At 65.8% G+C, this 26,191-nt stretch carries 23 protein-coding genes; 15 read left to right on the plus strand and 8 right to left on the minus strand.

What is annotated here, in order from left to right; all coding sequences use genetic code 11:
• Nucleotides 1–139: 139 nt before the first annotated feature.
• On the plus strand, nt 140–826 hold the full coding sequence (locus LQK81_RS20975; protein ID WP_230808330.1) for an HAD family hydrolase: 687 nt from the start codon (nt 140–142) through the stop codon (nt 824–826).
• 95 nt (nt 827–921) lie between these two features.
• Here the strand turns inward: LQK81_RS20975 and LQK81_RS20980 are convergent, their stop codons facing one another.
• The gene (locus tag LQK81_RS20980) at nt 922–2,814 is read right to left on the minus strand and encodes a L,D-transpeptidase family protein (protein ID WP_230808331.1); all 1,893 of its coding nucleotides are present in this window, start codon (nt 2,812–2,814) and stop codon (nt 922–924) included.
• Nucleotides 2,815–3,275: 461 nt separating this feature from the next.
• Here LQK81_RS20980 and fumC point away from each other — a divergent pair, with 461 nt between their 5' ends.
• Complete coding sequence (gene fumC, locus LQK81_RS20985; RefSeq protein ID WP_442967169.1) at nt 3,276–4,721, plus strand: class II fumarate hydratase; 1,446 nt, start codon at nt 3,276–3,278, stop codon at nt 4,719–4,721.
• A gap of 159 nt (nt 4,722–4,880) precedes the next feature.
• Complete coding sequence (locus tag LQK81_RS20990; RefSeq protein WP_230808333.1) at nt 4,881–5,951, plus strand: GGDEF domain-containing protein; 1,071 nt, start codon at nt 4,881–4,883, stop codon at nt 5,949–5,951.
• Nucleotides 5,952–6,309: 358 nt separating this feature from the next.
• Here LQK81_RS20990 and LQK81_RS20995 read toward each other — a convergent pair whose 3' ends face one another.
• Together LQK81_RS20995 and LQK81_RS21000 are read right to left on the minus strand one after the other, a co-directional pair.
• Nucleotides 6,310–6,918: a pyridoxamine 5'-phosphate oxidase family protein gene (locus LQK81_RS20995; RefSeq protein ID WP_230808334.1), complete on the minus strand. Its 609-nt coding sequence runs from the start codon at nt 6,916–6,918 to the stop codon at nt 6,310–6,312.
• A gap of 85 nt (nt 6,919–7,003) precedes the next feature.
• Complete coding sequence (locus tag LQK81_RS21000; protein WP_230808335.1) at nt 7,004–7,378, minus strand: gamma-butyrobetaine hydroxylase-like domain-containing protein; 375 nt, start codon at nt 7,376–7,378, stop codon at nt 7,004–7,006.
• A 201-nt stretch (nt 7,379–7,579) separates the two neighbouring features.
• Between LQK81_RS21000 and moaA the strand changes: the two genes are divergently transcribed.
• Nucleotides 7,580–8,566 (plus strand): GTP 3',8-cyclase MoaA, encoded by a 987-nt coding sequence (moaA, locus tag LQK81_RS21005; protein WP_230808389.1) that lies wholly within the window; start codon nt 7,580–7,582, stop codon nt 8,564–8,566.
• Nucleotides 8,567–8,829: 263 nt separating this feature from the next.
• Here the strand turns inward: moaA and LQK81_RS21010 are convergent, their stop codons facing one another.
• Nucleotides 8,830–11,361 (minus strand): methyl-accepting chemotaxis protein, encoded by a 2,532-nt coding sequence (locus LQK81_RS21010; protein WP_230808336.1) that lies wholly within the window; start codon nt 11,359–11,361, stop codon nt 8,830–8,832.
• A gap of 338 nt (nt 11,362–11,699) precedes the next feature.
• On the opposite strand from LQK81_RS21010, the gene LQK81_RS21015 reads away from it, so the two are divergent.
• The 3 genes from LQK81_RS21015 (at nt 11,700) to mobB (ending at nt 13,908) form a co-directional block, all read left to right on the plus strand.
• Nucleotides 11,700–12,605 (plus strand): DMT family transporter, encoded by a 906-nt coding sequence (locus LQK81_RS21015; RefSeq protein WP_230808337.1) that lies wholly within the window; start codon nt 11,700–11,702, stop codon nt 12,603–12,605.
• Between the two features lie 107 nt (nt 12,606–12,712).
• Entirely contained in the window at nt 12,713–13,384 is a 672-nt protein-coding gene (mobA, locus tag LQK81_RS21020; protein ID WP_330166568.1) for a molybdenum cofactor guanylyltransferase MobA, read from the plus strand.
• Nucleotides 13,381–13,908: a molybdopterin-guanine dinucleotide biosynthesis protein B gene (gene mobB / locus LQK81_RS21025; RefSeq protein WP_230808338.1), complete on the plus strand. Its 528-nt coding sequence runs from the start codon at nt 13,381–13,383 to the stop codon at nt 13,906–13,908. The genes mobA and mobB overlap by 4 nt, the downstream gene beginning before the upstream one ends.
• A 16-nt stretch (nt 13,909–13,924) precedes the next feature.
• Here mobB and LQK81_RS21030 read toward each other — a convergent pair whose 3' ends face one another.
• Nucleotides 13,925–14,311, minus strand: coding sequence for a winged helix-turn-helix transcriptional regulator (locus LQK81_RS21030; RefSeq protein WP_230808339.1), 387 nt, complete (start codon nt 14,309–14,311; stop codon nt 13,925–13,927).
• Between the two features lie 47 nt (nt 14,312–14,358).
• Here LQK81_RS21030 and LQK81_RS21035 point away from each other — a divergent pair, with 47 nt between their 5' ends.
• On the plus strand, nt 14,359–15,168 hold the full coding sequence (locus LQK81_RS21035; protein WP_230808340.1) for an SDR family NAD(P)-dependent oxidoreductase: 810 nt from the start codon (nt 14,359–14,361) through the stop codon (nt 15,166–15,168).
• 88 nt (nt 15,169–15,256) lie between these two features.
• Here LQK81_RS21035 and LQK81_RS21040 read toward each other — a convergent pair whose 3' ends face one another.
• Complete coding sequence (locus LQK81_RS21040; RefSeq protein WP_230808341.1) at nt 15,257–17,308, minus strand: OmpA family protein; 2,052 nt, start codon at nt 17,306–17,308, stop codon at nt 15,257–15,259.
• A 358-nt stretch (nt 17,309–17,666) separates the two neighbouring features.
• Here LQK81_RS21040 and LQK81_RS21045 point away from each other — a divergent pair, with 358 nt between their 5' ends.
• From LQK81_RS21045 to LQK81_RS21060, 4 genes are all read left to right on the plus strand, one after another.
• The gene (locus tag LQK81_RS21045) at nt 17,667–18,449 is read left to right on the plus strand and encodes an ABC transporter substrate-binding protein (protein ID WP_230808342.1); all 783 of its coding nucleotides are present in this window, start codon (nt 17,667–17,669) and stop codon (nt 18,447–18,449) included.
• Between the two features lie 158 nt (nt 18,450–18,607).
• Entirely contained in the window at nt 18,608–19,411 is an 804-nt protein-coding gene (locus LQK81_RS21050) for an ABC transporter permease (RefSeq protein ID WP_230808343.1), read from the plus strand.
• Complete coding sequence (locus LQK81_RS21055; RefSeq protein WP_230808344.1) at nt 19,408–20,238, plus strand: ABC transporter permease; 831 nt, start codon at nt 19,408–19,410, stop codon at nt 20,236–20,238. Before LQK81_RS21050 ends, LQK81_RS21055 begins: the two co-directional genes overlap by 4 nt.
• A 157-nt stretch (nt 20,239–20,395) precedes the next feature.
• Entirely contained in the window at nt 20,396–20,662 is a 267-nt protein-coding gene (locus tag LQK81_RS21060; RefSeq protein ID WP_230808345.1) for an usg protein, read from the plus strand.
• Between the two features lie 23 nt (nt 20,663–20,685).
• Here the strand turns inward: LQK81_RS21060 and LQK81_RS21065 are convergent, their stop codons facing one another.
• On the minus strand, nt 20,686–21,411 hold the full coding sequence (locus tag LQK81_RS21065) for a DUF2270 domain-containing protein (protein WP_230808346.1): 726 nt from the start codon (nt 21,409–21,411) through the stop codon (nt 20,686–20,688).
• Nucleotides 21,412–21,546: 135 nt separating this feature from the next.
• Here LQK81_RS21065 and LQK81_RS21070 point away from each other — a divergent pair, with 135 nt between their 5' ends.
• The 3 genes from LQK81_RS21070 (at nt 21,547) to LQK81_RS21080 (ending at nt 25,164) form a co-directional block, all read left to right on the plus strand.
• On the plus strand, nt 21,547–22,377 hold the full coding sequence (locus LQK81_RS21070; protein WP_230808347.1) for a methyltransferase domain-containing protein: 831 nt from the start codon (nt 21,547–21,549) through the stop codon (nt 22,375–22,377).
• A gap of 87 nt (nt 22,378–22,464) precedes the next feature.
• A complete protein-coding gene (locus LQK81_RS21075; RefSeq protein WP_230808348.1) occupies nt 22,465–24,180 on the plus strand; it encodes a hypothetical protein in 1,716 nt (571 codons plus the stop codon).
• 111 nt (nt 24,181–24,291) lie between these two features.
• Nucleotides 24,292–25,164 carry an NAD(P)-dependent oxidoreductase gene (locus LQK81_RS21080; protein WP_230808349.1) on the plus strand — a complete coding sequence of 291 codons (873 nt, stop codon included), beginning with the start codon at nt 24,292–24,294 and terminating at the stop codon, nt 25,162–25,164.
• 61 nt (nt 25,165–25,225) lie between these two features.
• Here LQK81_RS21080 and LQK81_RS21085 read toward each other — a convergent pair whose 3' ends face one another.
• A complete protein-coding gene (locus LQK81_RS21085) occupies nt 25,226–26,149 on the minus strand; it encodes a cation diffusion facilitator family transporter (RefSeq protein WP_230808350.1) in 924 nt (307 codons plus the stop codon).
• Nucleotides 26,150–26,191 lie beyond the last annotated feature (42 nt).

The following is a 26,191-nucleotide window of genomic DNA, read 5'->3' on the forward strand; positions in this document are numbered from 1 at the left end:
ACGCGGGAACGAAAGCCATTTCGCCCGTCGAATCGTCCTGTGCCAACAGCTTCCCGGCCGCGGCGCCCGCCTTGGCAATTGCAATCGCAGGCGTCATCCCTTACCCCTTTTTGCCGGCACCCCAACCGAAGGATACGCCGTGACAGCTCCCCTCGTCGTCTTCGATCTGGACGGAACCCTCGTCGATACCGCCCCGGATCTCGTCCTGAGTCTCAACCACACGATCGGAACCGCCGGCCTCGAGCCGGTCAGCTATTCCGACCTCACCTATCTCGTCGGGCACGGCGGACAGGTGATGATCCGGCGCGCCTTCGAGCTTCGTGGCGGCCATCTGTCCGACGACGATCTCCCCGCCATGGTGGATGTCTTCGTCAGGCACTACGCGCATGGCATGCCGGGTGCATCCGTCCCCTACCCCGGTCTCGTCGCCGCGCTGGACCGGCTGCAGCAGGCAGGTTTCCGCCTCGCCGTCTGCACGAACAAGATGGAGGCACTGGCCCGGCGGCTGCTGGACGGGCTCGGCCTGTCGGAGCGCTTTTCCGCCATCACCGGCGGCGACACCTTCGCCGTGCGCAAGCCGGATGCCGGCCACCTGCTCGAGACGGTCCGCCTCGCCGGCGGCAATGCCGCCCGTACGGTGATGGTGGGCGACAGCCTCAACGACGTGCTGGTCGCGCGCAATGCGGGCGTGCCCTCGATCGGCGTTCCCTTCGGCTATTCGGACGTCGCCATTGCCAGCCTCGAGCCCAGCCACGTCATCGACAGCTTCGACGAGCTTCATCCCGAACTCGTCGAGGACCTGATCGCCCGCGTCGCCGCGGCCTGAAAAACGGCGTTTCCATCAAGACAAACGGCCCGCTCCGGAAAACGGAGACGGGCCGTTTGTCATTTTTCATCCTGCCCGCGCGCAGCGGGACCCGTTCAGCTTTGCGCCTGCCGGGCCGTCCGCGTCGCTTCCAGCGCCTTGCGCATGTAGTCGTCGCGGCCATAGACGTCGTCGAAGAACTCGACCTTGCCGTCCTTGTCCGGCCATGCGGTGAAATAGGATACATAGACCGGGATGCGCTCGGGAACGCTGACGGCCTTGTTGCGCCCCTTGGCGATCTCCGCGCCGACCTGGTCGACGCTGGTGCCGAGAACCGCCGCCGCCATCAGCCGCGGATCGGCCAGACGGACGCAGCCATGGCTCAGCGCCCGCATGTCCTTGTTGAAGTAGCTCTTGGACGGCGTGTCGTGCATGTAGATCGCATGCGCGTTCGGGAACAGGATCTTCAGTTCCCCGAGCGCATTGTCGTCGCCGGGCGGCTGGCGAACGGACACGCCCTTGGTCGAACTCCAGTTGATCTGCGACGAAGAGACCGCCCGGCCGTTGAGTTCGACCTGATAGCCCATCCGGTCGAGATAGGACGGGTCGGAGCGCAGCTTCGGCAGCATCTCGTTGATGATGATCGACTGCGGCACACCCCAGTACGGGTTGTATTCCACGGTCTGGATCTCGTCCTGGAAGAAGTAGGTCTGGTTCGACTTCGAACCGACGACCGTGCGCATGGAGAACTGCTCGGCGCCCTTTTCGTGGTAGTAGGCCATGAAGGCCGGCTGGTTGATGAAGACGTAGCGCGGGCCGAGGTCCGCCGGCAGCCAGCGCGCCTGCTCCATCGCCACCTGGACCTTGAAGATCCTGTCGGCAACGCTGTCGCCGCCCGTCAGGTGCCGGATCGTCGCCTGCCCGACGATCCCGTCCGGCTTCAGGCCGCGTTCCTTCTGGAAGGCCTCGACGAGGGCGACGAGTTCCGGGGAATAGTCCGGCGTATCCTTGTAGGCTGCGATCGTCGCCGCCTGCTCTGCCTTCAGCGCATCGGAGGCGTGCCGGATCACGCCCTTGACGACGTTTGCGAGTTCCGGGTCGCTCTGGCCGGGCTTCAGGAGCGTCCCCTGCGCGATCACCACCGGATCGTCGGTGCCGCTCTCGGCCTTGAGCGCCTTCAGTTCGGCCTTCAGCGCCTGGAAATGGCTGCCGGAGGGTTCGCGGGTCTTCAGATAGGCCGCGACGTCCGGGCTCATCGACAGGTTCTTCAGCGCTGCGACCAGGTTGACGTCCTTGCGGGCGAAATCATGGTAGCCGGAGATCCGGTTCGGATTGATGCGCCCGCGCACGGTATCGAGCACGTAGGTCGCCACCGCCGAGGACATGCTGACCTCGAAGGCGGCAAGCTCCTGGTAGCGCTGCACCATGTCGGCGCTGTCGAAGACGGCAGACGGCACGTCGACGGCGTAGTCCTGCGGATCGAGGCCGGTCGAGGCGGCATCGGCGAGCACGGCGAGCGCTGCGCGGGCGCGCGGGCTGAGCTGGCTGCCCGACACCCAGATGAGGCCGGCATTATGGCTGTAATAGTCCTCGACCGCCTTGGCGCTCTCGGCCGGGGCGCGGGCCGTGACGGTTGCGAACTCGCGCCGGATCTCGCCTTCCGGGGTCGGTTGCGGCGCATTCAGCGCGGCGACGTCGATGGAACCGGTGACGACCGGATCGGCGAACTTGTCCATCGCGATCGTCTTCAGGGGCTCGGCCTTGTAGGTGTAGTAGCTCGGCGCGCTGACGCGCGGCAGCGGCGCGGGCTTGGCGGCGGCCCTGGCGGCCGCGGGCGCCTGGGCGGGCATGTTCACGCCCGGCGGCGGTGCCGGCTCCTGGCGCCTGCGCTTGCCGAACAGAAGTTCCAGCAGGTTCGGCTGCGCCGCATAGGCCGGAGCCACGTCGGCGACCGTAACGGCGCAGCTTATCATGAGCGCCGTGAGCGCCGCGGACTTCTTCAACGTCATATCTGCTTCATTCCCCTGTACCGCCGGTAGGCGGCGAACTGGATTGCACCCGACCATGCGAGTCCGGAAACTATAGAATCCGATGGTGAATGAAAAGGAAACGCGCAGTCGCCGCGACATCGCAACCGTCCCATTTCGACATTCCGGCCGGACCGTTCCGGCCATCCAACGGCATGAAAGACAACGGGAATCCCTGCCCGTCCCAAGTCCTTGCCGCAGTTTCGCCGCACCTTGGCAAAGGCTTCGCCATGAAAATGCCGATGGCTGTGCCGCAACGGCAACAGCGACGGCTTGCGAAACAGGCGCGTCATCCCCTGTGCAGCGCTAATCGATTTTAGCGGACGGAGCCGGAAATAGCGCCGCGCCCGCCCTTTACAAGGATGGACCTTATGGGCCAGAGAATGCCCCGGATTTCGAGCACGGCGCCACCTTCCGCGCGCCGCCCGGAGACGGCCGCTTCCATGCGGCGGCGGTCGCCGACCCGAGAGCGCATGGATTTGACGGCGGGAAGAGACATGACATCTACGCGTACCGAAACCGATACCTTCGGCCCCATCGAGGTCGACAGCAGCCGCTACTGGGGTGCGCAGGCACAACGCTCGCTTGGCAATTTCAAGATCGGCTGGGAGAAGCAGCCGCTTTCGGTGGTGCGCGCACTCGGCATCGTCAAGCAGGCGGCCGCGCGCGCCAACATGGCGCTCGGCCGGCTCGACCCGAAGGTCGGCGAGGCGATCGTCGCCGCCGCCCAGGAGGTGATCGACGGCAAGCTCGACGACCACTTCCCGCTGGTGGTCTGGCAGACGGGCTCCGGCACGCAGTCGAACATGAACGCCAACGAGGTGATCTCCAACCGCGCGATCGAGATGCTCGGCGGCGAGATGGGCTCCAAGAAGCCCGTGCATCCGAACGACCACGTCAACATGAGCCAGTCGTCGAACGACACCTACCCGACGGCCATGCACGTCGCCTGCGGCGAGCGCATCGTCCATCACCTGCTGCCGTCGCTGAAGCACCTGCTCGGCGCGCTCGAGGCCAAGGCCAAGGCGTTCGACCATATCATCAAGATCGGCCGTACCCATACGCAGGACGCCACGCCGCTGACGCTCGGGCAGGAATTCTCCGGCTACGCCGCGCAGGTTGCATCCTCCATCAAGCGGATCGAGGCGACGCTGCCGGGGCTGATGGAGCTCGCCCAGGGTGGCACCGCCGTCGGTACCGGCCTGAACGCGCCGGTGGGCTTTGCCGAGAAGGTGGCCGAGGAGATCTCCAGGATCACCGGCCTCGACTTCAAGACCGCACCGAACAAGTTCGAGGCGCTGGCCGCCCACGATTCGATGGTCTTCTCCCACGGCGCCATCAACTCGGCCGCCGCCGCCCTCTTCAAGATCGCCAACGACATCCGCCTGCTCGGTTCCGGCCCGCGCTCCGGCCTCGGCGAACTGTCCCTGCCGGAGAACGAGCCGGGCTCGTCGATCATGCCCGGCAAGGTCAACCCGACCCAGTGCGAGGCGCTGACGCAGGTCTGCATCCAGGTCTTCGGCAACAACACCTCGCTGACCTTTGCCGGCAGCCAGGGCCATTTCGAGCTGAACGTCTACAACCCGCTGATGGCCTACAACTTCCTGCAGTCGGTGCAACTGCTCGCCGACGCCGCGGTCTCGTTCACCGACAATTGCGTCGTCGGCATCGAGGCCCGCGAGGACAACATCAAGGCGGCGCTCGAGCGCTCGCTGATGCTGGTCACCGCGCTGGCGCCGAAGATCGGCTACGACAACGCCGCCAAGATCGCCAAGACCGCCCACAAGAACGGCACGACGTTACGTGAGGAAGCCGTCGGCGGCGGCTATGTCACGAACGAGGAGTTCGACGAGGTCGTCCGCCCCGAAAAGATGATCATGCCCGGCTGAAACGCCTGACATACCGGACTTTGTCAAAGGCCCCGCTAGTTCGCTTGCGGGGCCTTTTTCGTGGCCGGAAATGCTGCGGCCGACACAAGAACGTTAATCGATTCCAAATCTTTTCCCCCTAATTTGATTGATCGAAGCGAACCCCGACAGGAGCCGGCATTGAACACTCCCCTCGCGCAGAAAGTGCAGGCGCCGGATATCGCCGCGCAGGTGGCCTATGCCATGCGCATCATGGGCGTCGCGCCGATCCCCCGAAACTACGAGCTGTTCTACGAGGCCTATATCGGGTCCAGCCCGAAGCTGACGCGCGAGGTCGCAGCGCTCGGCAACCGGGCCACGCAGGAAGAGCTCGACCAGATCGGGCGGCAGTTCTTCGGCCATCACCACCGGGCCGAAGCGATCGACGGCGCCCACAGCAAGCTCACCAGCCAGCTAGAGGGGCTCCTGCAGATGCTGCGGCAGGAGCAGACGTCGCTGGAGAGCTACAACCAGCTGCTCGACGAGACCTACAATCGCATCACCAACAAGAACAACGCGAGCGCCGAGATCATCCGCGGCGCCATCACCGTGCTCTCGACCGCAACCGGCGACACCATCAGCCAGGGCAAGGAGATGGTGGAGACGGTGACGCAGCGGTCGCGGGAGATGGACGTCGTCCGCCGCGAGCTCGACGAATACAAGCGCATCGCCAACACCGATTCGCTGACGCAGCTCTCCAACCGCCGCGCCTTCGACGACAAACTCGCCGCGACCTACGACAATGCCATGCTGCACCCCGTGACCGCGCTCGTGCTTGCCGACATCGACCACTTCAAGAAGATCAACGACACCTACGGCCATCCGGTCGGTGACAAGATCCTGGCGTCCGTCGGCAGCATCATCCGCGCCTGCGTGCGCAAGGACGTCTTCATCGCCCGAACCGGCGGCGAGGAATTCGCGATGATCGTCGAAGGCAACAACCTGGAAGAGGCGATGGCGATCGCGGAGCGCATCCGCACCACGCTGGAGCATACCCCGTTCAAGAATTCCAAGACCGGCGTGAACTACGGGCCGATCACGATTTCGCTCGGGCTGTGCATGGCGAGCGAGGCCGACGGGCCGGCCGAACTCTACAACAAGGCCGACATCGCGCTCTACTGCGCCAAGAACGGCGGGCGCAACCGCACCATGCCCTTCGAGGACGGCATGAAGAAGGATTTTTCCAAGAGCTGGCTCATCTATCGCAAGTAGCCGGCCATCCGGGCGCGCCATGCCGTGGTCCTGCATGGCGGCGTCACAGGGGTCACGAACCCTTCCGGAACTCTGCGGCGCCTTGCGGCGCCGTCTTCTTTTGTCCGGACGTTTTTCCGCCGCCCTGTTCCCGCGGTAACAGCGCCGGCTAACAATCGCGCCGATACTGCCCGCGTCGTTCAGGCCCCATGCAGTTCAGGGCGTCGCGCGGATCCTCCCAAGCGCTGCGGCGATCTTTAAGGAAGCACTTCACCAATCAGGTGGGGGCCTGGGTGCGTGCCTCCGGCGGAACTTGTACCGTGTATCCCCGGAGGCACGCCTTCCAGGACCAGTTTCCCGCCCGCGACAGGGCCCGTTCTCACCACATCGTCTTTGCCGCGCGGCCGGGCCACTCGCGATCGTAGGTCTCGCCGTCGAAGCCCTTCCTGGCCGAGGCCAGCATCTGGCCGACGGTCGGCAGGCTCTTCGGATCGTGATGCCTGGCCGGGTTCCACAGGTCGGCGCGCATGACCGCGCGGGCGCACTGCGAATAGACCTCCTCGATCGAGATCACCACGACGGAACGGGGATGGCGCCCGTCCATCTCGAACCGCGACGTGAGATCCTCGTCGATCCGGACGACGGCGCGGCCGTTCAGGCGCATGGTGGTGTTCGACCCGGGCACCAGGAACAGCAGCGCGACGCGCGGATCGCGCACGATGTTCGACAGCGAATCGATCCGGTTGTTGCCGCGCCAGTCCGGCAGCATCAGCGTCCGCTCGTCCTCGATGTGGACGACGGTGCCGGCATCGCCGCGCGGCGAGCAGTCCAGTCCTTCGGGCCCGACCGTTGCGAGCATCATGAACGGCGAGGCCTCGATCATCGTCCGGTATTCCGGCAGGAGATAGTCCGTCACCTTGACGAGCGACGCCTCGCCCGGCTCGCCATAGAGGGCGTTCAGTTGCTCGACGGAGGTCACGACGGTCATGGCAGGTCTCTCGCTTCGGTGTGCAGGCCTCTCACAGGGGTGAAGCGTCGTTGGCACAAACGCGTGACGATTGCGTGACGGCCGCCTATCGCGGCTTTTCGGAGCGGTCGCGCGTCATGCCCTTCTCGGCCAGTTCGCGCTCATAGGCGGCAAAGAGCTCGTCGCCCTTTTCGCCGAGTTCGCGCAGGAAGGCCCAGGTATAGATGCCGGTATCATGGAAATCGTCAAAGCCGATGCGCACGGCGTAATTGCCGGTCGGCGTCATCGCGATGATCGCGACGTTGCGCTTGCCCGGAACGGTCACCCGCTGTCCCGGGCCATGCCCCTGGACTTCCGCCGAAGGCGACAGCACCCGCAGCATCTCCGCCGACAGCTCGAAGCGCTGCCCGTCGTCGAACGCCACCGTCAATCGCTGCCGATCCGGCGATACCCTGAGTTCGGTCGGCCAGTATTCGCTCATCGTCATCTCTCCCGCGCCATTGTCGAAGCACTAGGCTTGACGTCCGGCGGGCGCAAGCGTCAACTTCGCTTGATCTGGCCGCCAGCCCCTTGACGCCGGGCGGCGGGGGGACCACATTCCCGGTAATTCAAGAGGATAGACGTGAACAGCTACGTAGGAACGACGGACAGGGCAACGGCGCTCGGCACCTCGGATGCGCCGATGATCGATCCATTCGGCCGCGCCGTCACCTATCTGCGCGTCTCCGTCACCGACCGCTGCGACTTCCGCTGTACCTACTGCATGGCGGAGAACATGACGTTCCTGCCGAAGAAGGACCTTCTGACGCTGGAAGAACTGGAACGGCTCTGTTCCGCCTTCATCCAGAAGGGCGTGCGCAAGCTGCGCCTGACCGGCGGCGAACCGCTGGTGCGCAAGAACATCATGTTCCTGGTGCGCCAGCTCGGCCGCCACGTCGAAGCCGGCAGGCTCGACGAGTTGACGCTGACGACCAACGGCTCGCAGCTGGCAAAGCACGCCGCCGAATTGGCCGACTGCGGGGTCCGCCGCATCAACGTCTCGCTCGACACGCTGAATGCCGACAAGTTCCGCACCATCACCCGCTGGGGCGATCTCTCTAAGGTAATGGATGGGATCGATGCGGCCCAGGCCGCCGGCATCAAGGTCAAGCTCAATGCGGTGGCGCTGAAGGACTTCAACGACCGCGAGATCCCCGACATGCTGCGCTGGGCGCATGGCCGCGGCATGGACCTCACCCTGATCGAGACCATGCCGATGGGCGAGATCGACGAGGACCGCACCGAGCACTACCTGCCGCTTTCGGAGATGCGCGAGCGCCTTGCCCAGGAATTCACGCTCACCGACATCGACTACCGCACCGGCGGACCGGCGCGCTATGTCACGGTCGCCGAGACGGGCGGCCGGCTCGGCTTCATCACGCCGATGACGCACAATTTCTGCGAAAGCTGCAATCGCGTCCGGCTGACCTGCACCGGCACGCTCTATATGTGCCTCGGCCAGAACGACGCGGCCGACCTGCGCCTGCCACTGCGCGCCTCCGAAGACGACGCGCTGCTGTCGCAGGCGATCGACGAGGCGATCGGCCGCAAGCCCAAGGGCCACGACTTCATCATCGGCCGCAACAACCGCCCCGCCGTCTCCCGCCACATGAGCGTCACCGGCGGCTGAGCGGCAAGACCGCCCAGCGACCCTTCTTCTCCCCGCCGGGCGAGCGTCCCCGGTTCCTTCTTCTCCCCTCGAGGAGAAGGTGGCCCGAAGGGACGGATGAGGAGGCGGTGCGGCAGACGCTACACTCGCGGCTCCCCCTCATCGCCTCGCTGCCGCTCGGCACTTCTCCCCGAGGGGAGAAGAGGGAGATCGCCGTGATGCGTCCACCAAATAGCAAGCTGGTGAAGGCGGCCGTCTCCCGACAACCGCAGCGGCGCGCCTGTTCACGCCGCGTAGTAGCTGCCCAGGGCCGCGTCGAATTCGCCCGTCTTGAACCGGTCGATCTTGCGGTTGAGCAGTTCGACGCGGCTGCGCAGGCCGTGGATCTCGGCGTTGTTCTCCTCCACCATCGCCGCGTTCTGCTGGGTGATCAGTTCGACCTGATGCACCGCCTGGTTCACCTCGCTCAGCCCTTCGTACTGCGCGGCGGCCGCCTTTTCGATATTGCCGACGAGGTCGTGGATGGAGGAGATGTGCTCGTTGATCACCGTCAGCGCCATGCCGGTTTCCTCGACGAGGGAGACGCCGCTGCGGACCTGGGCGGAGCTGTCGGAGATCAGCCCCTTGATCTCGCGGGCGGCCCCCGCACAGCGCTGGGCCAGTTCGCGCACTTCCTGTGCGACGACGGCAAAGCCCCGGCCGGCATCGCCTGCCCGCGCCGCCTCCACACCGGCGTTGAGCGCCAGAAGGTTGGTCTGGAAGGCGATTTCGTCGATCACGCCGATGATCGTGCCGATCTTTTCCGAGGAGCGGTTGATCTGCGCCATCGCCTCGACGGCCTGGGCGACCACCTGGCCGGACTTGATCGCATAGGTGTGCGTCTCGTCGACCGAGGCGGTCGTGCGCTGGGCGCTCTCGGCGGTCGAGCGGACGATATCGGTGAGCTGGCGGAGCGCCCGCGAGCTTTCTTCCAGTGCCGCCGCCTGCTGCTCGGTGCGGCGGGCGAGGTCGTCTGCGGAGGCCGCAAGGTTGCCGGTGCCGCCGTTGATCTCCTGCGTCGTGGCGCGGACGTCCGAAAGCGTCGCCCGCAGCGCCTCGACGGCATTGTTGTACGTGCGGGCCATGGCGACATATTCGGCCGCCAGCGCTTCGGTCATGCTTTCCTCGAGGTCACCTTCGGCCAGCTTGCCCAGCACGCCGGAAAGCGCGTTGAGCGCCTCCATCTGCTCGGCCTCCACCCGCGCCTGCTCGGCTGCGCGCCGCGCCTGCTCCTCGGCCGTCTGCGCCCGCTGCGCCTCGGCCTCCTGCTCCAGCCTGACGTTTTCGAGCGCCGAATCGCGGAACACGGCGACGGAGCGCACCATGTCGCCGATCTCGTCGCCGCGGTTGCGGCCCTCGATCGGCACGTCCAGATCGCCGCTGGCGAGCCGCGACATCACCTCGGTGACGCGCTTCAGCGGCCCGCGCAGCGTCTCGACCAGCATCAGCCCGCCGACGATCGCCAGCAGCGTGCCCGCGACCATGGCGATGATCGAGATGTCGGCCGAGCGCTGGCTGTCGCGCTTGCCGGCCTCCTGGGCGCTGCTGACGAAGGCTTCGAGCGTCTGGCTGGCATCGGCCACCAGGGTGCGGGCACCGGCCCTCGCCTCGCGCCAGCGCTGGTCAATGTCGATCAGCGCCTGCGTGCCCTGCTCGATCGCCGCAAGATGCGGTTTCAGCTTCGAGGCGAGGTCGCGCAGCGCGGCGTTGCGGCCGCCGAGCCCGGAGAGTTCGTCGGCGTTCTTTTCGACCGCGGCAAGATCTGCCAGCACGAGTTCGCGGCCGGCCTGTTCGGGCTTGCGGTGCAGTTCGCTGATGTGCAGCCGCGTGCGGTCGATCTGCAGGAAGGTGTCGCCCATCAGCGCGATCAGCGTCTTCAGGGTTCCGATCTCGTTGTCCATGCTGACGAACCGCTTGGCGGCCATGTCCGAATTCTGCTGGGCGGCCTTTTGGAAGTCGGCATCGTATTTGGAAAGCTTCGACAGGATCGGCGTGAACGCCTGCTTCTTCGCCTCGGCATCGTCGCTGCCGGCAAGGACCTTCTCGATCTGCGCGATCTCGGTCTTCACCGGCACGAACTGGCCCAACGCCTTGTCGGAGGCGATCTTCTCGGATTCGCCGAGTTGCTTGAGCAGCGGCGGCAGGTAGGTCGTCGCGGCCTTGACCTTGTCCTCCGGCTTCATCGCCAGCGCCACCGGCTTGCGGAACTTGCCGATCCGTTCGGCGAGCCCCTGATAGGCGGCAGCGTCGAACAGAAGCGTGCGGGCGAATGTCTCCTTCTCGTCGGATTCGCCGCGAATGACGCCGATCTGCTTCTCGGCGAACTGCCCCTCAGCCGTCAGGCCGGCGAGTGCCGCCTCGAGTTCGCCGGTGATCCGGTCCTGCTCCTCGCGCACCGACCAGAGCAGATCGGCCTGCGCGCGCATCTGCGGCGCAAGCGCCACGACCGTTGCGATCTTTTCCTTTTCGGCAGCGTCCGGAAGCAGAGCGTCAAGGGAATTGATACCCCGGTCCTGCGCGTCGATGCGTTCAGCGAGCGCCGTGCGCGCATCTTCGGTCGGCGCATCGACGAAATCCTGCAGGGCCGTCCGCAGATACTGGAAATCCGACAGGCTGCTGATCGTCTCGCGGGTCACCGTCATGTGGCCGTTGAGGGTCCGGGCGGTGAAGAACCCGACGAGCCCGATGCCGGCGATCAGGACGACGAGCGGAACGACGAAAAGCAGCACCTTGGTGACGATACGTCGGCGCTGCAGCAAGCGATCGATGAAGGACATGGGTTCCCCAGGGTATTGTTCTTGCCCATCTCATACCCGACCGGTGGCCGATTGCTTGCGTCCGCCTCTACGGCTTGCGGCGCAATTGCGCCCGGCGGCAAGACAAGCAGGGGCGCGGCGTTTTCGCCTTGCGCTCCCGCCACCCGTCGCCTCATGCGATGGGTCCTGTGGGTGACGTTACGATATGTGTGGATGATTAACGAAAAGCGAAACCGGCATGATGGCTTTTCGCAGACCACGGCCTCCCCGCCTCCCGCCATTCCGGGAGACCGGACGTCGCACTGGCGCGCTGCTCCCATCGCGGCTATCACAGGCCGAGGGGGCCCGGGAATCGCAGCATGAAACTCTCCGCAAATCACAAGGGCGCGCTGTTCATGGCGCTGGCGATGGCCAGCTTCAACGTCAACGACGCGCTCGTGAAATCGGTCACCGGAGTGATGAACCCGGGGCAGATCATGTTCGTCCGCGGGCTTCTGACGTCTGCCATGATCATCGCGCTCGCCTGGCCCACCCGGGGGATGTTCTGGCGGCGCGTGCTGCCGGACCGCAAGGTGCTGGTACGGGCGGCCGCAGAGGTCGGCGCCGCCCTCACCTACATCGTGGCGCTCGGACTCCTGCCGCTCGCCAACACTGCCGCGATCCTGCTGTCGCTGCCACTGGCGGTAACGCTCGGCGCGGTGCTGTTCCTCGGCGAGACGGTCGGATGGCGGCGCTGGCTTGCGATCATCAGCGGCTTTGCCGGCGTGCTGATCGTCATCCGGCCCGGCCCGGAGGGATTTTCGATCGGCGCGGCCTTCGTGATCGCCGCCGTCGTCTTCGCCGCCACCCGCGACCTCCTCACCCGCAAGATCGATCCGGAGATCCCCGCGGCACTGATCACCGTCGTCACCGCGCTCTCGATCACCGCCTTCGGTGCGCTGATGATCGCGCCGCTGGGCGGCTGGCAGCCGATCGAGTGGCACATCTTCCTTCGGCTCGCCGTTTCGAGCGTCGCGCTCCTGATCGGATACCAGTGCATCGTCTTTGCGATGCGGGCCGGCGATATCTCCTTCGTCGCCCCGCTCCGCTATACGAGCCTGATCTGGGCGATCGGCATCGGCATCGTCTTCTTCGGCGAGATACCGGATTTCTGGATGTGCGTCGGCGTCGCCGTGATCGTTGCCTCCGGCCTCTATGCCTTCAACCGGGAAAATCGAAGGCGCGCGAAGCCGATCGCCCAGACCTCGGCGATCGAGGGCCCGTGAGCGCCGGTCCGCCGGTCCTCACGATCGTGGAGAGGCGTTGAACCCATGAAGGACAGGTCTAGAATCGGACGCAACAGGTTGAATTTGAGCACCAGGTCCACGCCATCGTGACAGACAAGCCGAACGCACACGCCACAGCCCCCAACAGTGGAGCCGCCGTCCCCGGCGTCGTCCTCGCCGGCGGCCTCTCCAGCCGCATGGGCGCCGACAAGGCGCAAGTCCGCCTCGGCGGCGTGCCGTTGCTGGAGCGTGCCCTGCGCCGCCTCGCTCCGCAGGTTTCCTCGCTGGCGATCAGCACCAACGACCCGTCCTCGCCGACGCTCGAAGCCTTCCAACTGCCGCTCCTCGGCGACCCGGATGGCGTCCGGGCCGGGCCTGCCGGCGGCGTGCTCGCAGCCCTCCGGCATGCGCAGGACAACCATCCGTCCGCCTCCCATGTCGTGACGGTGCCGACGGACAGCCCCTTCTTTCCGGCCGACCTCGTCGCCCGCCTGCGCGCCGCCACGGACCGGCCGGACGGCGTTGCATTCGCCACCTCCGCCACCGGCGCCCACCCCGTCTTCGCGCTCTGGCCGACAGCCCTCGCCGACGATCTCGCCGGCTGGATGCGCAGTGGCGACACGCTCCGCCTCCGCGCCTGGCTCGAGCGGCATCATGCCACGCCCGTTCCCTTCCCCGCCTGCGAGACGGCCGAAGGGCCGCTCGACCCGTTCTTCAACATCAATACGCCCGCCGATCTCGAACGGGCGGAAATCTGGCTCAGGACGCTCGACCGATGACGACATCCCCTCCCCGCATCTTCGGCATCGCCGGCTGGAAGAACTCCGGCAAGACGGGCCTCGCCGTGCGGCTGGTCGAAACGCTGGTTTCCCGCGGCTTCCGCGTCTCGACGATCAAGCACGCCCACCATGATTTCGACATCGACAAGGTCGGCGCCGACAGTTACCGTCACCGCCAGGCCGGGGCGCACGAGGTGACGATCGTGTCGGGCACGCGCTTTGCCATCATGCACGAGTTGCGCGGCGCGCCGGAGCCGAGTTTCGAGGAGATCCTGGCGCGGATCGCCCCCTGCGACCTCGTGCTGATCGAGGGTTACAAGCGCGAGCCGATCCCGAAGATCGAGGCCCGGCGGCTGGAAGCGGCCAACCGCACGCCGCTTGCGCCGGAGGATCCGCATATCGTGGCGATCGCCGCCGATCATCCCGTCACCGATACCGCACTCCCGGTGTTCGACCTCGACGACACCGATGCGATCGCCGATTTCGTACTCGAAACGGTAGGACTGCCGAAGAGACAGGGTTGACCCCCGTCTTGCGCCGTCAGCCCTCCTGCGGGCGGGGATGGTCGCGCGAGAATTCCCTGACCGCCAGCAGCACCGGCATCAGCCGCAGGCCCGCGCCGGTCACACCGTATTCGACGCGAGGCGGCTGTTCGCCGAAATCCCGTCTTTCGACAAGCCCGTCGTCTTCCAGCTCCCGCAGATGCTGGGTGAGCATCTTCTGCGAGACACCCGGCATGTCGCGCAGCAGCTGCGAGCTGCGCATCGATCGCTCCGTGAAAAGCCGAAACAGGATCGGCAGCTTCCACCGTCCGCTCAGCATGCGAAGGACACGGCCGACATGCGCCACCGAGCCGTCCGGCCCGAGGCAGGCGCTCCGATCCTCGTCTTCGACAGGCACTTTAAAGTGCGTAATTGCCTCGTTCATTGCCGTGACCTCATATCGAATTTCGACCTTGATATGGGAATGGTGCGATGGATTTGAAACTGGACGGAAAGGTCGCGCTCGTGACCGGCAGCAGCAAGGGGATCGGCGAAGGGATCGCGCGCGGACTGGCGCGTGAAGGCGCCATCGTCATCGTTCACGGCCGCGACAGGACAAGGGCCGAGGAGGTCGCGCACAATATCGTCGCCCGGGGTGGCCGCGCCCACACCGTCACCGGCGATCTGACCGACGACGACGCGGTCCGGCGCCTGACCGACGAGGCACAGGCCTTCGTGAAGCCCGTCGACATCGTGATCAACAATGCCGGCGGTTCCGGCGAGACGGAGGACTGGACGACGACACGGCCCGAAACTTGGGCCGGCGGCTATGATCGCAACGTGCTCGCCGCCGTCAGGGTGACCGCCCGGCTGCTGCCGGCCATGCGCGCGGCGAAATGGGGCCGGGTCGTCAATATCTCCAGCCTTGCGGGCATGATGCCGCCGGCCGGAAGGCCCGACTATGCCGCAGCGAAGGCGGCGATGATCGCCATGACGGCCTCCCTCGCCAAGGCGGTGGCGTCGGACGGCGTCACGGCGAACACGGTCTCGCCCGGCACGATCCGCAGTGCCAGCCTCGAGGAGGCGTTTCGCAAGGCGGCAACCGGCCAAGGACTTGCCGCCGAAGCGCCGTGGGCGGACATCGAACAGAATGTCCTGCCCTTGTTCGCACAGGTGCCCATGGGACGCGTCGGAACGCTCGAGGAGATCGCCGACGCCGTCGCCTTCCTCGTCAGCCCGCGCGCCGGCTATATCACCGGCGCCAATCTGAGGCTCGACGGCGGCATGTGGCCCGGGCTTTGAAGCCTCTCGTACAGGATTCGCAGCCGAACATGCAGAAAGGCCGCCGGATCGCTCCGGCGGCCTTTCCAATCTTCGTTGACGTCCCGCCTCACTCGGCCGAGGCGACCGGCTTCACCAGCGGGGTGACGCGGCGGATGGTGACGCGGCGGTTGAGCTGCTCCGGGCCGTCGGTGGCGACCTTCAGGTAGCGTTCGCCATAGCCCTGGGTCGACAGGTTCTCCGGCGGGATGTCGTAGACGTCCGTCAGGAGGTTGGCTACCGATTCGGCCCGCTCGTCGGACAGGATCAGGTTCGAATCGTCCGATCCGACCGCATCGGTGTGGCCCTCGATCAGGAAGGTCTCGCTCGGATCCTCGTCCAGCAGGTTGTTGATCGCGTCGGCGACCTGCCTAAGCGTCGAGGCCTGCTCCATCGAGATCTCCGCGCTGCCGGTGGCGAAGGTGATCGTGTCGAGGTCGATGCGGCGCACCTTGTCGCGGATACGGGCCGAGTACTTCACCTCGTCCAGCGTGTAGACGCGCTCGACCGGCTCGACAGGCGGAAGCTCGAGGAACTCCTGGTAGTCGCGATCATAGTCGGACGAGGTGTCGATGATGTACTCGTCGACGGGCACGCTCAGGCGCATCGGCGGCAGGTCGAGACCGGGATCGTAGAACGGCCGGTCGTCCACGTAGTCGACCTCGGGCACGTAGTAGAGCACGTATTCCCGGTCGCCGACGAAGCGCGAACGCTGGATGACGGTGCCGTAGTCGTTGCGGATCGTCACCACGCGGACGCCGCCCGGACGCTCGATCGTCTCGCGGACGCGGCCGCCGCGCAGCGTCTCGTAGTAGGTGTTGCCGCCGCGGCGCGACAGGCGATCGCTGTCGTAGTGACGCACGAAGGTGCGGTTGTCGATGTTGTAGATCACGCGGTTGTCCTCGCGCCGGCCGATCCGCACATTGTCGGGATCGCGGTAGTCCGGCCGCCGGTCGCGCCGCTCGCCGCGCTCGCGGTCGATCGATTCGTGGCGCTCGTAGCGGCGGCGGTTGCCGTCGCGGTCCGTCTGGGCGTCCGCATCCGAGCGGGGCACGCGCACGTTGGCCTTGCGACGCTCCTCCTCGCGCCTCTTGCGGGTTTCCTCGCGCGAGCGATCCCGGCGGTTGTCGGCATCCTTGTCGCTGTCGAGCACGGCTGCACCGCCGACCACCGGCAGGTCGATCGTCCCGGTCGTCTTCGAGGGATCGCGGGCAATCTTCTCGCGCTCGGCGTCGCGCTCGCGGCGGGGACGCTGGCGATTTTCCTCGCCGGCACGCCGCTCGCGGTCGGACTCGGCCTTCTGGCGGCGCTCTTCGCGGGCGCGCTCCCGATCCGTCTGCTTGCCGTCGGACTGGTCACGCCCGGCCTGGTTGCGATCGGAGTCCTTGCGATCCGTCTGTTTGCGATCGGACTGCTTGCTGTCCGCGGGGCGCTGTTCCTTGTCCCCGGCGCGCTGCTCCTGCTCGCGCTTCTGTTCCCTCGCCTTCTGGCCATCGGACTGGCGCTTCTCGTCGTTCCTGCGCTGCTCCTCGGCCTGCTGCTCGCGCTTCTTGTTGCGCTCCTCGCGCTCGCGCTGGTTGTCGGACTGGCGCTTCTCGTCGCTCTTGCGCTGCTCCTCGGCCTGCTGCTCACGCTTCTTGTTGCGCTCCTCGCGCTGGCGCTGGCTGTCGGACTGGCGCTTCTCGTCACTCTTGCGCTGCTTCTGTTCCTCGGCCTGCTGCTGCTTCTTGGCGCGCTCCTCGCGCTGCTGGCGCTGGCTGTCGGACTGACGCTTGTCGTTGCCCTGCTTCTGTTCTTCTGCCTGCTTCTTGTTGCGCTCTTCGCGATTGCGATCCGACTGCCGCTCCTGATTGCGATCGGACTGCCGTTCCTGGCGCTCCTTGTTGCGCTCGGACTGGCGTTCCTGATTGCGTTCGGACCGGTTCTCCTCGCGCTGTTCACGGCGCTTGCGGCGCAGTTCCTCTTCGGATTCGCCGTTGCCGTTCGACTGGGCGAGGATCACGCCGCCTGTGGTATCGACGGGTTGCAGCGTCGCGCGGAAGGCCGCTGCGTCCGCAGGCTGCCAGATGATCGACACGATCGGCAGTGCCACCGTAGCAAGCAGTTTGGCTCGATTACCCATAATGTATTCCTTGTTGTCGCGTTTCCTCAGTGGCGAGGGTCAACCAATCATTCCGGGCGAATTTGTGTTTCAACCGGAACGGTTAGCCTCTTGATATCCAACGATATCGGCCTCCGCCTGAACTCCTCGTGAACGTCATGTTGAACCCTCGTTCACCTTCGGGACAGGTCAACGCCCGTCCGCCACGATGGTTCCGCAATCCACAGCCCCCGGCGCGGCGCCGGCCGCGCTGCGGCGGATTGGCCGTTGATTTTTGCCGCAAAAGCTGGCGATTATCGCCGCAAGCGGAACCCTTGTCCGCCCGGCGCCGGCAGAACCACAACAATCCGGCCGGCCCGAACAAACAGAGAGGATCTCGATGCGCATTTCCAAACGTCTTTCCATGGCTGCGACCGCCGCCGTCTTCACGCTGATGGCCGGCGCGGCGATGGCCGATGGTGAAAAGATCATCATCGGCACCGAAGGTGCCTATCCGCCCTTCAACAACCTCGAGGCGGACGGCACCCTCACCGGCTTCGACATCGACATCGCCAAGGCCCTCTGCGAGGAAATGAAGGCGGAATGCACCTTCGTCACGCAGGACTGGGACGGCATCATCCCCGCCCTCGAAGCCAAGAAGTTCGACGCCCTCATCGCTTCCATGTCGATCACCGAGGAGCGCAAGCAGAAGGTCGACTTCTCCGCCAAGTACTACAACACCCCGCCGGCGATCGTCGTGCCGAAGGATTCCGACATCACTGCCGCGACGCCCGAGGCGCTGGCCGGCAAGTCGCTCGGCGCCCAGTCGTCCACGACCCACTCCAACTATGCCGAAGCGCATATGAAGGATGCGGAACTGAAGCTCTACCCGACCGCCGACGAGTACAAGCTCGACATCGCCAACGGCCGAATCGATGGCGTCATCGACGACGTCGTCGTCCTGTCGGAGTGGCTGAAGACGGATGACGGCGCCTGCTGCAAGCTGCTCGGCACCCTGCCGATCGATCCGGTCATCAACGGCGAAGGCGCCGGCGTTGCCGTCCGCAAGGGCGAAACCGCGCTCGCCGACAAGTTCACCCAGGCGATCGCGGCGCTGCGCGCCAGCGGCAAGTACCAGGAAATCAACGCCAAGTACTTCCCCTTCGACGTCTACGGCGAGTGAGCCTACCTGCCGGAAAGCGGTTTTTCCGGCCAGATCGACAGTTGTGACGACGGGAGGGCTTGCCCTCCCGTCTTTTTTGTTTGAGAACTGCCGCAATCACAAGGCGTTCCAAAGCGCCGCAAGACGGGCGCGAAGCGGGCCCGGGGGGTTCTTTAGGCATGAGCGGGTTCTTTTCCGCCATCGCGGAAGCGGTTTCCGCAATTCTCGGCTTCATCGATCCGTTGTGCGGCCCGGCCGGCGTGTTCCGCTGGTTCGCCGAAGGCACGCTGCTTGCCTGCGGCGATGCGGGCTGGGGCGACGAGATCGCGATCGGCTTTCTCGTCACCGCGAGCCTTGCGGTCGCCACCCTGCCGCTCGGCCTTCTGATCGGCTTCTTCATCGCGCTGGCCAAGCAGTCGCCGGAGCGCTCGCTCAGGCTTGCCGCCGACATCTACACGACGATCTTCCGCGGCCTGCCGGAACTGCTCACCCTGTTCATCGTCTATTACGGCCTGCAGATCCTGGTGCAGAACCTGCTGTCGGCGCTCGGCTACGAACAGGCGATCGAGATCAATGCCTTCGTCGCCGGCATGATCGCGCTCGGCGTCGTCTTCTCCGCCTACTGCTCGGAGGTGCTGCTGTCGGCCTTCCGCGCCATCCCGCACGGCCAGTACGAGGCGGGCTATGCGCTCGGCCTGCACCATGGCCGCACGATGGGCCTGATCATCGTGCCGCAGCTCGTCCGCATCGCGCTCCCCGGGCTCGGTAATCTGTGGATGGCGCTTTTGAAGGACACCGCGCTCGTCTCGGTGATCGGCCTCTCCGACATCCTGCGGCAGACCGGCATCGCCGCGCGCGTGACCAAGGAGGCGTTCCTGTTCTATGGCATTGCCTGCGGCCTCTTCCTCGTGCTCTCCTTCCTGTCGTCGATCGTCTTCTCGATGATCGAGGCGCGGGTGCAACGCTCGGAGGCCCGGCGATGAGTGCAGTGACCACGCTGCTGCCGCCGCAGGCGCCGCCGCCCGCCCCCGTCCGGCCCTATACGCTGTCGCGCTTCGTCGGCAGCGTCGCGCTCGGCATCTGGCTGGCGCTGACCGTCGGCATCTTCCTCACCGTCGTCAACGGCTGGGATCCGGCGAAATTCTCGCGCTACGCGCCGAACTATCTCTCCGGCCTCGGGGTGACGCTGCTTCTGGTCGCCTTGTCGATCACGCTCGGGGCGGTCGTCTCGCTGCCGCTCGCATTCGCCCGGATGTCGACGAACAGGTTCCTGTCCTGGCCGGCCTATGCCTATGTCTATTTCTTCCGCGGCACGCCGCTGCTCACCCAGCTCTTCCTCGTCTACTATGGCCTCGGGAGCTTTTCCGCGGAGCTGAAGGCCATCGGCCTCTGGGGCTTCTTCCGCGATGCCTGGAACTGCGCGCTCCTGACCTTCACCCTGAACACCGCCGCCTACCAGGCCGAAATCCTGCGTGGCGCCATCGAGAGCGTGCCGCGCGGGCAGCACGAGGGTGCCGCCTCGCTCGGCCTGCCGCAGCGCGTCACCTTCTTCAAGATCATCCTGCCGCAGGCCCTCATCGTGGCGCTCCGGCCCTATGGCAACGAGATCATCCTGATGATCAAGGGCTCTGCGATCGTCTCGATCGTCACCGTCTTCGACCTGATGGGCGAGACCCGCCGCGCCTTCTCCCGCACCTTCGACTACCAGACCTATCTCTGGGCAGCCCTGCTCTACCTCATGATCGTCGAGCTGATGCGCAATGTCTGGGCCTGGATCGAGGCGCGCCTGACCCGCCACCTCAAGCGCTAGCCGGCCCTTGCCGCCCCCTTGGCAGCACTCGTCGCATTCGGCTGCCAAGCCTTTGTTTTAAAAGACTATTCATTGTCATAGATGAAAAAAGACAATTGCCTTGTGACCGGGAACGTCGGATCATCGGACCATCATTCACGATGGAACGAGGTCCTGGATGACATCGGACATGGAATTGCAGATGAAGGGCTACGGCATGACCACGGCCCAGATCCTCTACCGCATGCCGGACCACCCCTCGCTGCTGCAGACCTACATCTGGCAGCACTACGACCTGGCGCCGGACTTTCCCGAGATGCGCCATTTCCTGACATTCTGGCAGGAGACGCTGGACGGGCCGCTTCACTCGGTGCGCTACGTTCACCGCAAGCTCATCTCGGCCACCGAATGGCGGGCGCTGAAGGGCGAATTCATCCTGCACTGAGCGCCGGCGCGTAACGAAGGCATTCAGACATGCGCCTCGCCGCGCACCCGCTCCCCCTCGGCCCGGTCGCGGTGCAGGACACCGGCCAGGATGACGGCGTAGAAGAAAAGCACGAGGGAAAGCACGACGGCGCCGGGGATCGGCCCGAAAGCAGCGTTCTTCAGCACCTGGTCGAAGGACAGCACGACATCGACGTTGCTCTCGGTTCCCGTCATGCTCGACGAGGAGATTTTCAGCGCCCAGGCCAGAAGCAGGATCAGGTACATCCAGGAATAATTGCGGCGGAGCCGGCGGCAGGCGGCGTCGCGGTAGCTGATGAGGAATTCCGGCTTGCGCAGGCTGGCTGCGACCGCGGCTCCCCAGTCCGGCGCCAGATCGCCGCGCGGCTGCAGGAATTCGGCGAAATACTTCTTCTCCACCTGGCGGACGCGGGCGCGATAGACGTCGAAGAAGCGGTAGCGCCGTGCCTCGATCACAAGCAGCAGCGACACGAGCAGCATGGCGAACAGCAGCACGCCGTGATGGGAATTGGGCGTCGACAGCGAGACCGACAGAAGCGCCGCCACGACGGTGATCGCCCAGTTGGTCGTGCGGTCGATGCGGTCGCGCCAGCCCGCCATCCGCCCCATCTCGCCGCGGTAGTAGTGGACCATCAGGTTGATGGCCTCCGTCGAGGTCACCGGAGGCGCCGGCGATGGATGCGGCTCCCTTTGACCCTGCGCCGGCAGCGCCGTCACCTCCCCGGACATCGCAACCTCCCTTTTACAGTTTCTGTTGAAGGGAATGATGCTCCTCTTTGTTCCACTTGTGAAATGTCAATTTCATGACTTGCCGGGCATCGGCCCCGCGCACCGCCGACATTGCCAAACGCCCGGCCCGGCCCTATGACACCGTCCATGAAGAAGATCGACGAAGACGCGCTCGCGGAAGCCTATAACCGCGCCCTTGCCCTGGAGAAGTCCGGCCAGTTCGATGCCGCCGCGGCGGCCTATCGCGACGTGCTGACGCTCGACCCGGAGGACCACGGCGGCGCGGCCGTGCGGCTCGCCTCGATGGGACGCGGCGAGACGCCGGATAAGGCGCCGGACGCCTATGTCGCCACCCTCTTCGACCAGCACGCCGAGGTCTTCGAGGACGTGCTCGTCGAGCAGCTCGGCTATGCCGTGCCGGTGCTCGTCCGCCAGCGCCTGCAGACGCTGGCGCTCGGACCGTTCGCGCGCATGCTCGACCTCGGCTGCGGCACCGGCCTCACCGGCGGGACGCTCCGCGACATGGTGGACGACATGACCGGCGTCGACCTGTCGGAGAACATGGTCGAGGTCGCCCACGAGAAGGACCTCTACGAGACGCTCTACGTCGCCGAGGCCGTCGATTTTCTCGACGACAACGACGACGCCCCGTTCGACCTGATCACCGCCACCGACGTGCTTCCCTATGTCGGCGCGCTCGAGCCGCTCTTCTTCGGCGCCGCCGACAACCTTTCAACCGGCGGCCTGTTCGTCTTCTCGTCGGAGACGCTGCCGGCCGCAGCCTTTGCCGAAAGCGGCTTCGTGGTCGGCCCGCACCAGCGCTTCGCCCATGCCGAAAGCTACATCCGCGACCGCCTGGACGCGACCGGTTTCGACCTCCTCGAAATCGGCGACATCACCGTGCGGATGGAAGAGGGCGAGCCCATCGCCGGCCAGCTCGTGGTGGCGCGGTACCGCGGCGAGTAATGACAACCCATAGTTGCTGATGGTTTCTGGAACCCGCTTCGAAAGCGGCCTATCGTGCATCCGCATCGCCTGGGGGGCTTGGCGCGGATGGAAACCGTCACGAATGCAGTGGACGTCGCGACCTACGGCTATGTGCTGGGCGCACTCGTCTATGTGTGGGAGCGCATCAACGGCTGGGCGCTCCTCGTCGCCATCCTGACGCCGACGCTGATCATCTTCGGACGCCAGGAGATCCGCGTGCGGCGGGTGCGGCAGATTTTCGACTTCGAACGAACGTTCGGCCAGATCAATTCCGGCGAAAAGTCGATCAATCCTTCCTTCGAATTCGTCCGAAGCAAGTATCTGTCCGACGTCGATCTGGACGGCGGATGGGAAGCGACAAGTGCGACCCTGCCGACAGGCATGCCGCTCAACGAACTCCTGAACCGTATCCGCAGGCAGGGTCTGCGCCGGGACCTACGTCTCTTCGTGTCCTCCATCGGCTTGATGATCGTCGTCTATCTCGGCTTCGACGCCCTCCTGGCCGCCATTCGCTGCGGCTTCGGGGATGCCACCTGCGCCTGTTCCAGCACCCATTTCGCCGGCTGCACCCAGCCGGCGGCCCTTGTTGCCGGCGAGGCGGCGGCGGGTCCGGATGCTGCCGGCGCGCCGGGCCGGGTCGGTTTCGGCAACCTAGTCGTCGTCGGGGCGCTGGCATTTGCCGGCGCCTACATCGGCGCCGTCCGCAACTTCCTGCGCAATCTCGCCGTCTACGACCTGAGTTCCTTCACTTTCCTCAAGCAGGGTTGCGAGATCGTCGCAGCCAGCGTCTTCGCGATGATCGCCTTCGCGGCACTGCCGGATCCGTTCGGGGTTTTCACCGCTCCGCAAACCGGCATCGATGCGACGACGCATGACGGACGGATCTCGATGGTCTGGATCGCCCTTGCCCCCATCCTCGGCCTGATGCCGCGTTCGGCCACGCAGTTCGTCTACACCAAGACCAAGAACCTGGTGCCCTGGTTCAAGACGGAGGACGACCGGTTCGAACGGGTGACCCGCATCACGCCGATGGACGTGATCGACGGGATCGACTTCCCGACCCGCTTCCGTCTGGAGGACTGCGGCATCTACGACGTGCAGAACCTCGCCGCGGCGAACCCGATCATGCTGCACATCGAATCCCCGTTCGGCATCTACCAATGTATCGACTGGGTGGCCCAGGCGCAGCTTTGCCACATCCTGGGCATCGAGAAGTTCCTGATGATGCGCGAACTGAACATCCGCACCATCTTCGATCTCGAAAGGGCGATCGACGCCAGCGGCGAGCCCGACGAGGCCGATTCGATCTATGCCGGCATCCTCTTCGCCGCGACCGACAATCTGCGGGCGATCGCCGCGATCGGCAGCAGCCGCCCGATTGTCATCCAGGACGGCAAGGCAACACCGGCCTCCATCGACGAGTACTGTATCTGGGCCCGAACGGTCATCGGCACCAGCCAGGAGCAGACGAAGAAATGCATCGAGCACGTCATGCGCTGGATCGGCGACGACCTGCATGTTCGCCGGCTGCGCCGGATCTGGAACGACATTTCACGCTCCCTCGGCCCCGGCGCGATCGCGCTGGATGAAGCACGGACAGGAAGGGCCGCAGGCACCGATGGCGAGCGCCGGGGTGCCGGCCAGAGCACGGGGGGAACGGGCGGCGGTGCCCCCGAGCCCGGCACGCAACAGCCAGGTGGGCAGCCAGCTGCGCCGACCCAGGATCCTGCCTCCGACCCTCCGTCCGGCGCCGATGGCGAGCCCGGCGCGGGCCAGCAGTAGGCGGAATCCTTATCCCTGCCGTGCCGCGCAGGGCGCAGTTCCCGCACCACCCTTCCGTCCCCTCGCCGTTTCCGCTAAACCGGATGCATCGATCACAGGAGCATCCGCAGCATGGCAAATGTCGCATTCATCGGGCTCGGCGTCATGGGATATCCCATGGCAGGCCATCTCAGGGTCAAGGGCGGGCACGAGGTCGCCGTCTACAACCGCACATTCGCCAAGGCCGAGAAATGGGTGGAGCGGTTCGGCGGCAAGGCCGCCCGGACGCCGGCCGAGGCCGCAAGGGATGCCGATTTCGTGTTCGTCTGCGTCGGCAACGACGACGACCTGCGCTCGGTCACGACGGCCGAAGACGGCGCGCTCGCGGGCATGAAGGCCGGCGCGATCCTGATCGACAACACCACCGCGTCGGCCGAGGTCGCCCGCGAACTCGACGCGGCGGCCCGGCAGAAGGGTTGCAGCTTCATCGACGCCCCCGTCTCCGGCGGCCAGGCGGGCGCGGAGAACGGCGTGCTGACCGTCATGTGCGGCGGCGACGAGGCGACGTTCGACAAGGCCCGGCCGATCATCGACGCCTATGCCCGCATGGTCGGCCTGATGGGGCCGGCCGGTGCCGGCCAGCTGACCAAGATGATCAACCAGATCTGCATCGCCGGCCTCGTCCAGGGCCTCGCCGAGGGCCTCCATTTTGGCAAGCGCGCTGGCCTCGACATCGAAAAGGTCGTGGACGTCATCTCCAAGGGCGCGGCCGGGTCCTGGCAGATGGAAAACCGCCACAAGACGATGAACGAGGGCAAGTACGACTTCGGCTTCGCCGTCGACTGGATGCGCAAAGACCTCGGCATCGTTCTTGCCGAGGCCAAGCGCAACGGCGCCCGCCTCCCCGTCACCGCCATCGTCGACCAGTTCTACGGCGACGTCCAGGACATGGGCGGCAGCCGCTGGGACACGTCTTCGCTGCTGGCACGGCTGGAGCGCAAGTAAGCCGCACCCGGCTACAGGCTACGGCAGTGCACCCGCGCGCTGCCGCGCCCGCTTGTCCGCCTCATTCGGCCCATTCGGCATCGGCGGTGAAGGCGATCGTGAGCCAGCGATTGTCGACGTCGCCGCCGATCTCGTCACCGATCTCGTCGCGGATCCGGTCCCATTCCTCGATGCTTCGAGCAGGCTGGCCCGGCGGAACGATGAAATAGATCTCGATCTGCCGCGCCCGGCCAACCCGTGCGACATAGGCCCGGTAGGAGAGGAAGCCGTATTTGCTCGTGGTGTCCCGGGCAATGCGATCGACCTGCTCCTGCAGGTCGGACGGCGCAATCAGCAGGATGTCCGCCAATGCCTGCCGGACCGTGCCGACCGGAAGCGGGATGATGACGATGCAGACGAGCGCCAGCACGGCCGGATCGACATAGGGCACCATCCATCCGTGCCGCGTCCCCTCCACCGAGAGGCCAAGGACGAAGGCTGCGAGCAGTGCGGCGGTGATCCCGCCGGACATGAGCCACGCCTTGACGTCGAGCGCGACGAAGCCGGACTTCAGGACGCGGTTTGCGCGCCAGCCGAGTGCCGCCATCGCAAGGCAGGCGACGAGGGTGACCACGGCATAGGCTATGGCGTATCCGAACACCAGTTCGCGCCCGCCGTCCAGGATGCTCGATACGGCATTGATGAAGGCGTAGGCCGAGACGGCGATCAGGAGCACGCCGTTCAGCCCGAGCACGATCGGCTCGAGGTGCCAGAACCCCATGGTGAAACGACGGGCGAACCGGCCGGGCAAGGCGCCCTGGGCGGACCTGACGATCAGCGCGGACACCCACAGCGCCAGCACCGTCATGCTGGCGTCAGCAAGCGCATAGACGCCATCGAAGACAATGGAGAACGATCCGGACAGGAGCCCGAAAACGATGCCGAACGCGGCTACGACGAGCGTGGCCAGGATCGAGATGCGCAGCACGTCCTGTTCAGTCCGCATGCTTCCCCCGCAGCGCGGCACGACAGAAATCCCGGCCGCCCA

The sequence above is a fragment of the Rhizobium sp. GN54 genome, from assembly GCF_021026345.1.
GTDB lineage: Bacteria > Pseudomonadota > Alphaproteobacteria > Rhizobiales > Rhizobiaceae > Mycoplana.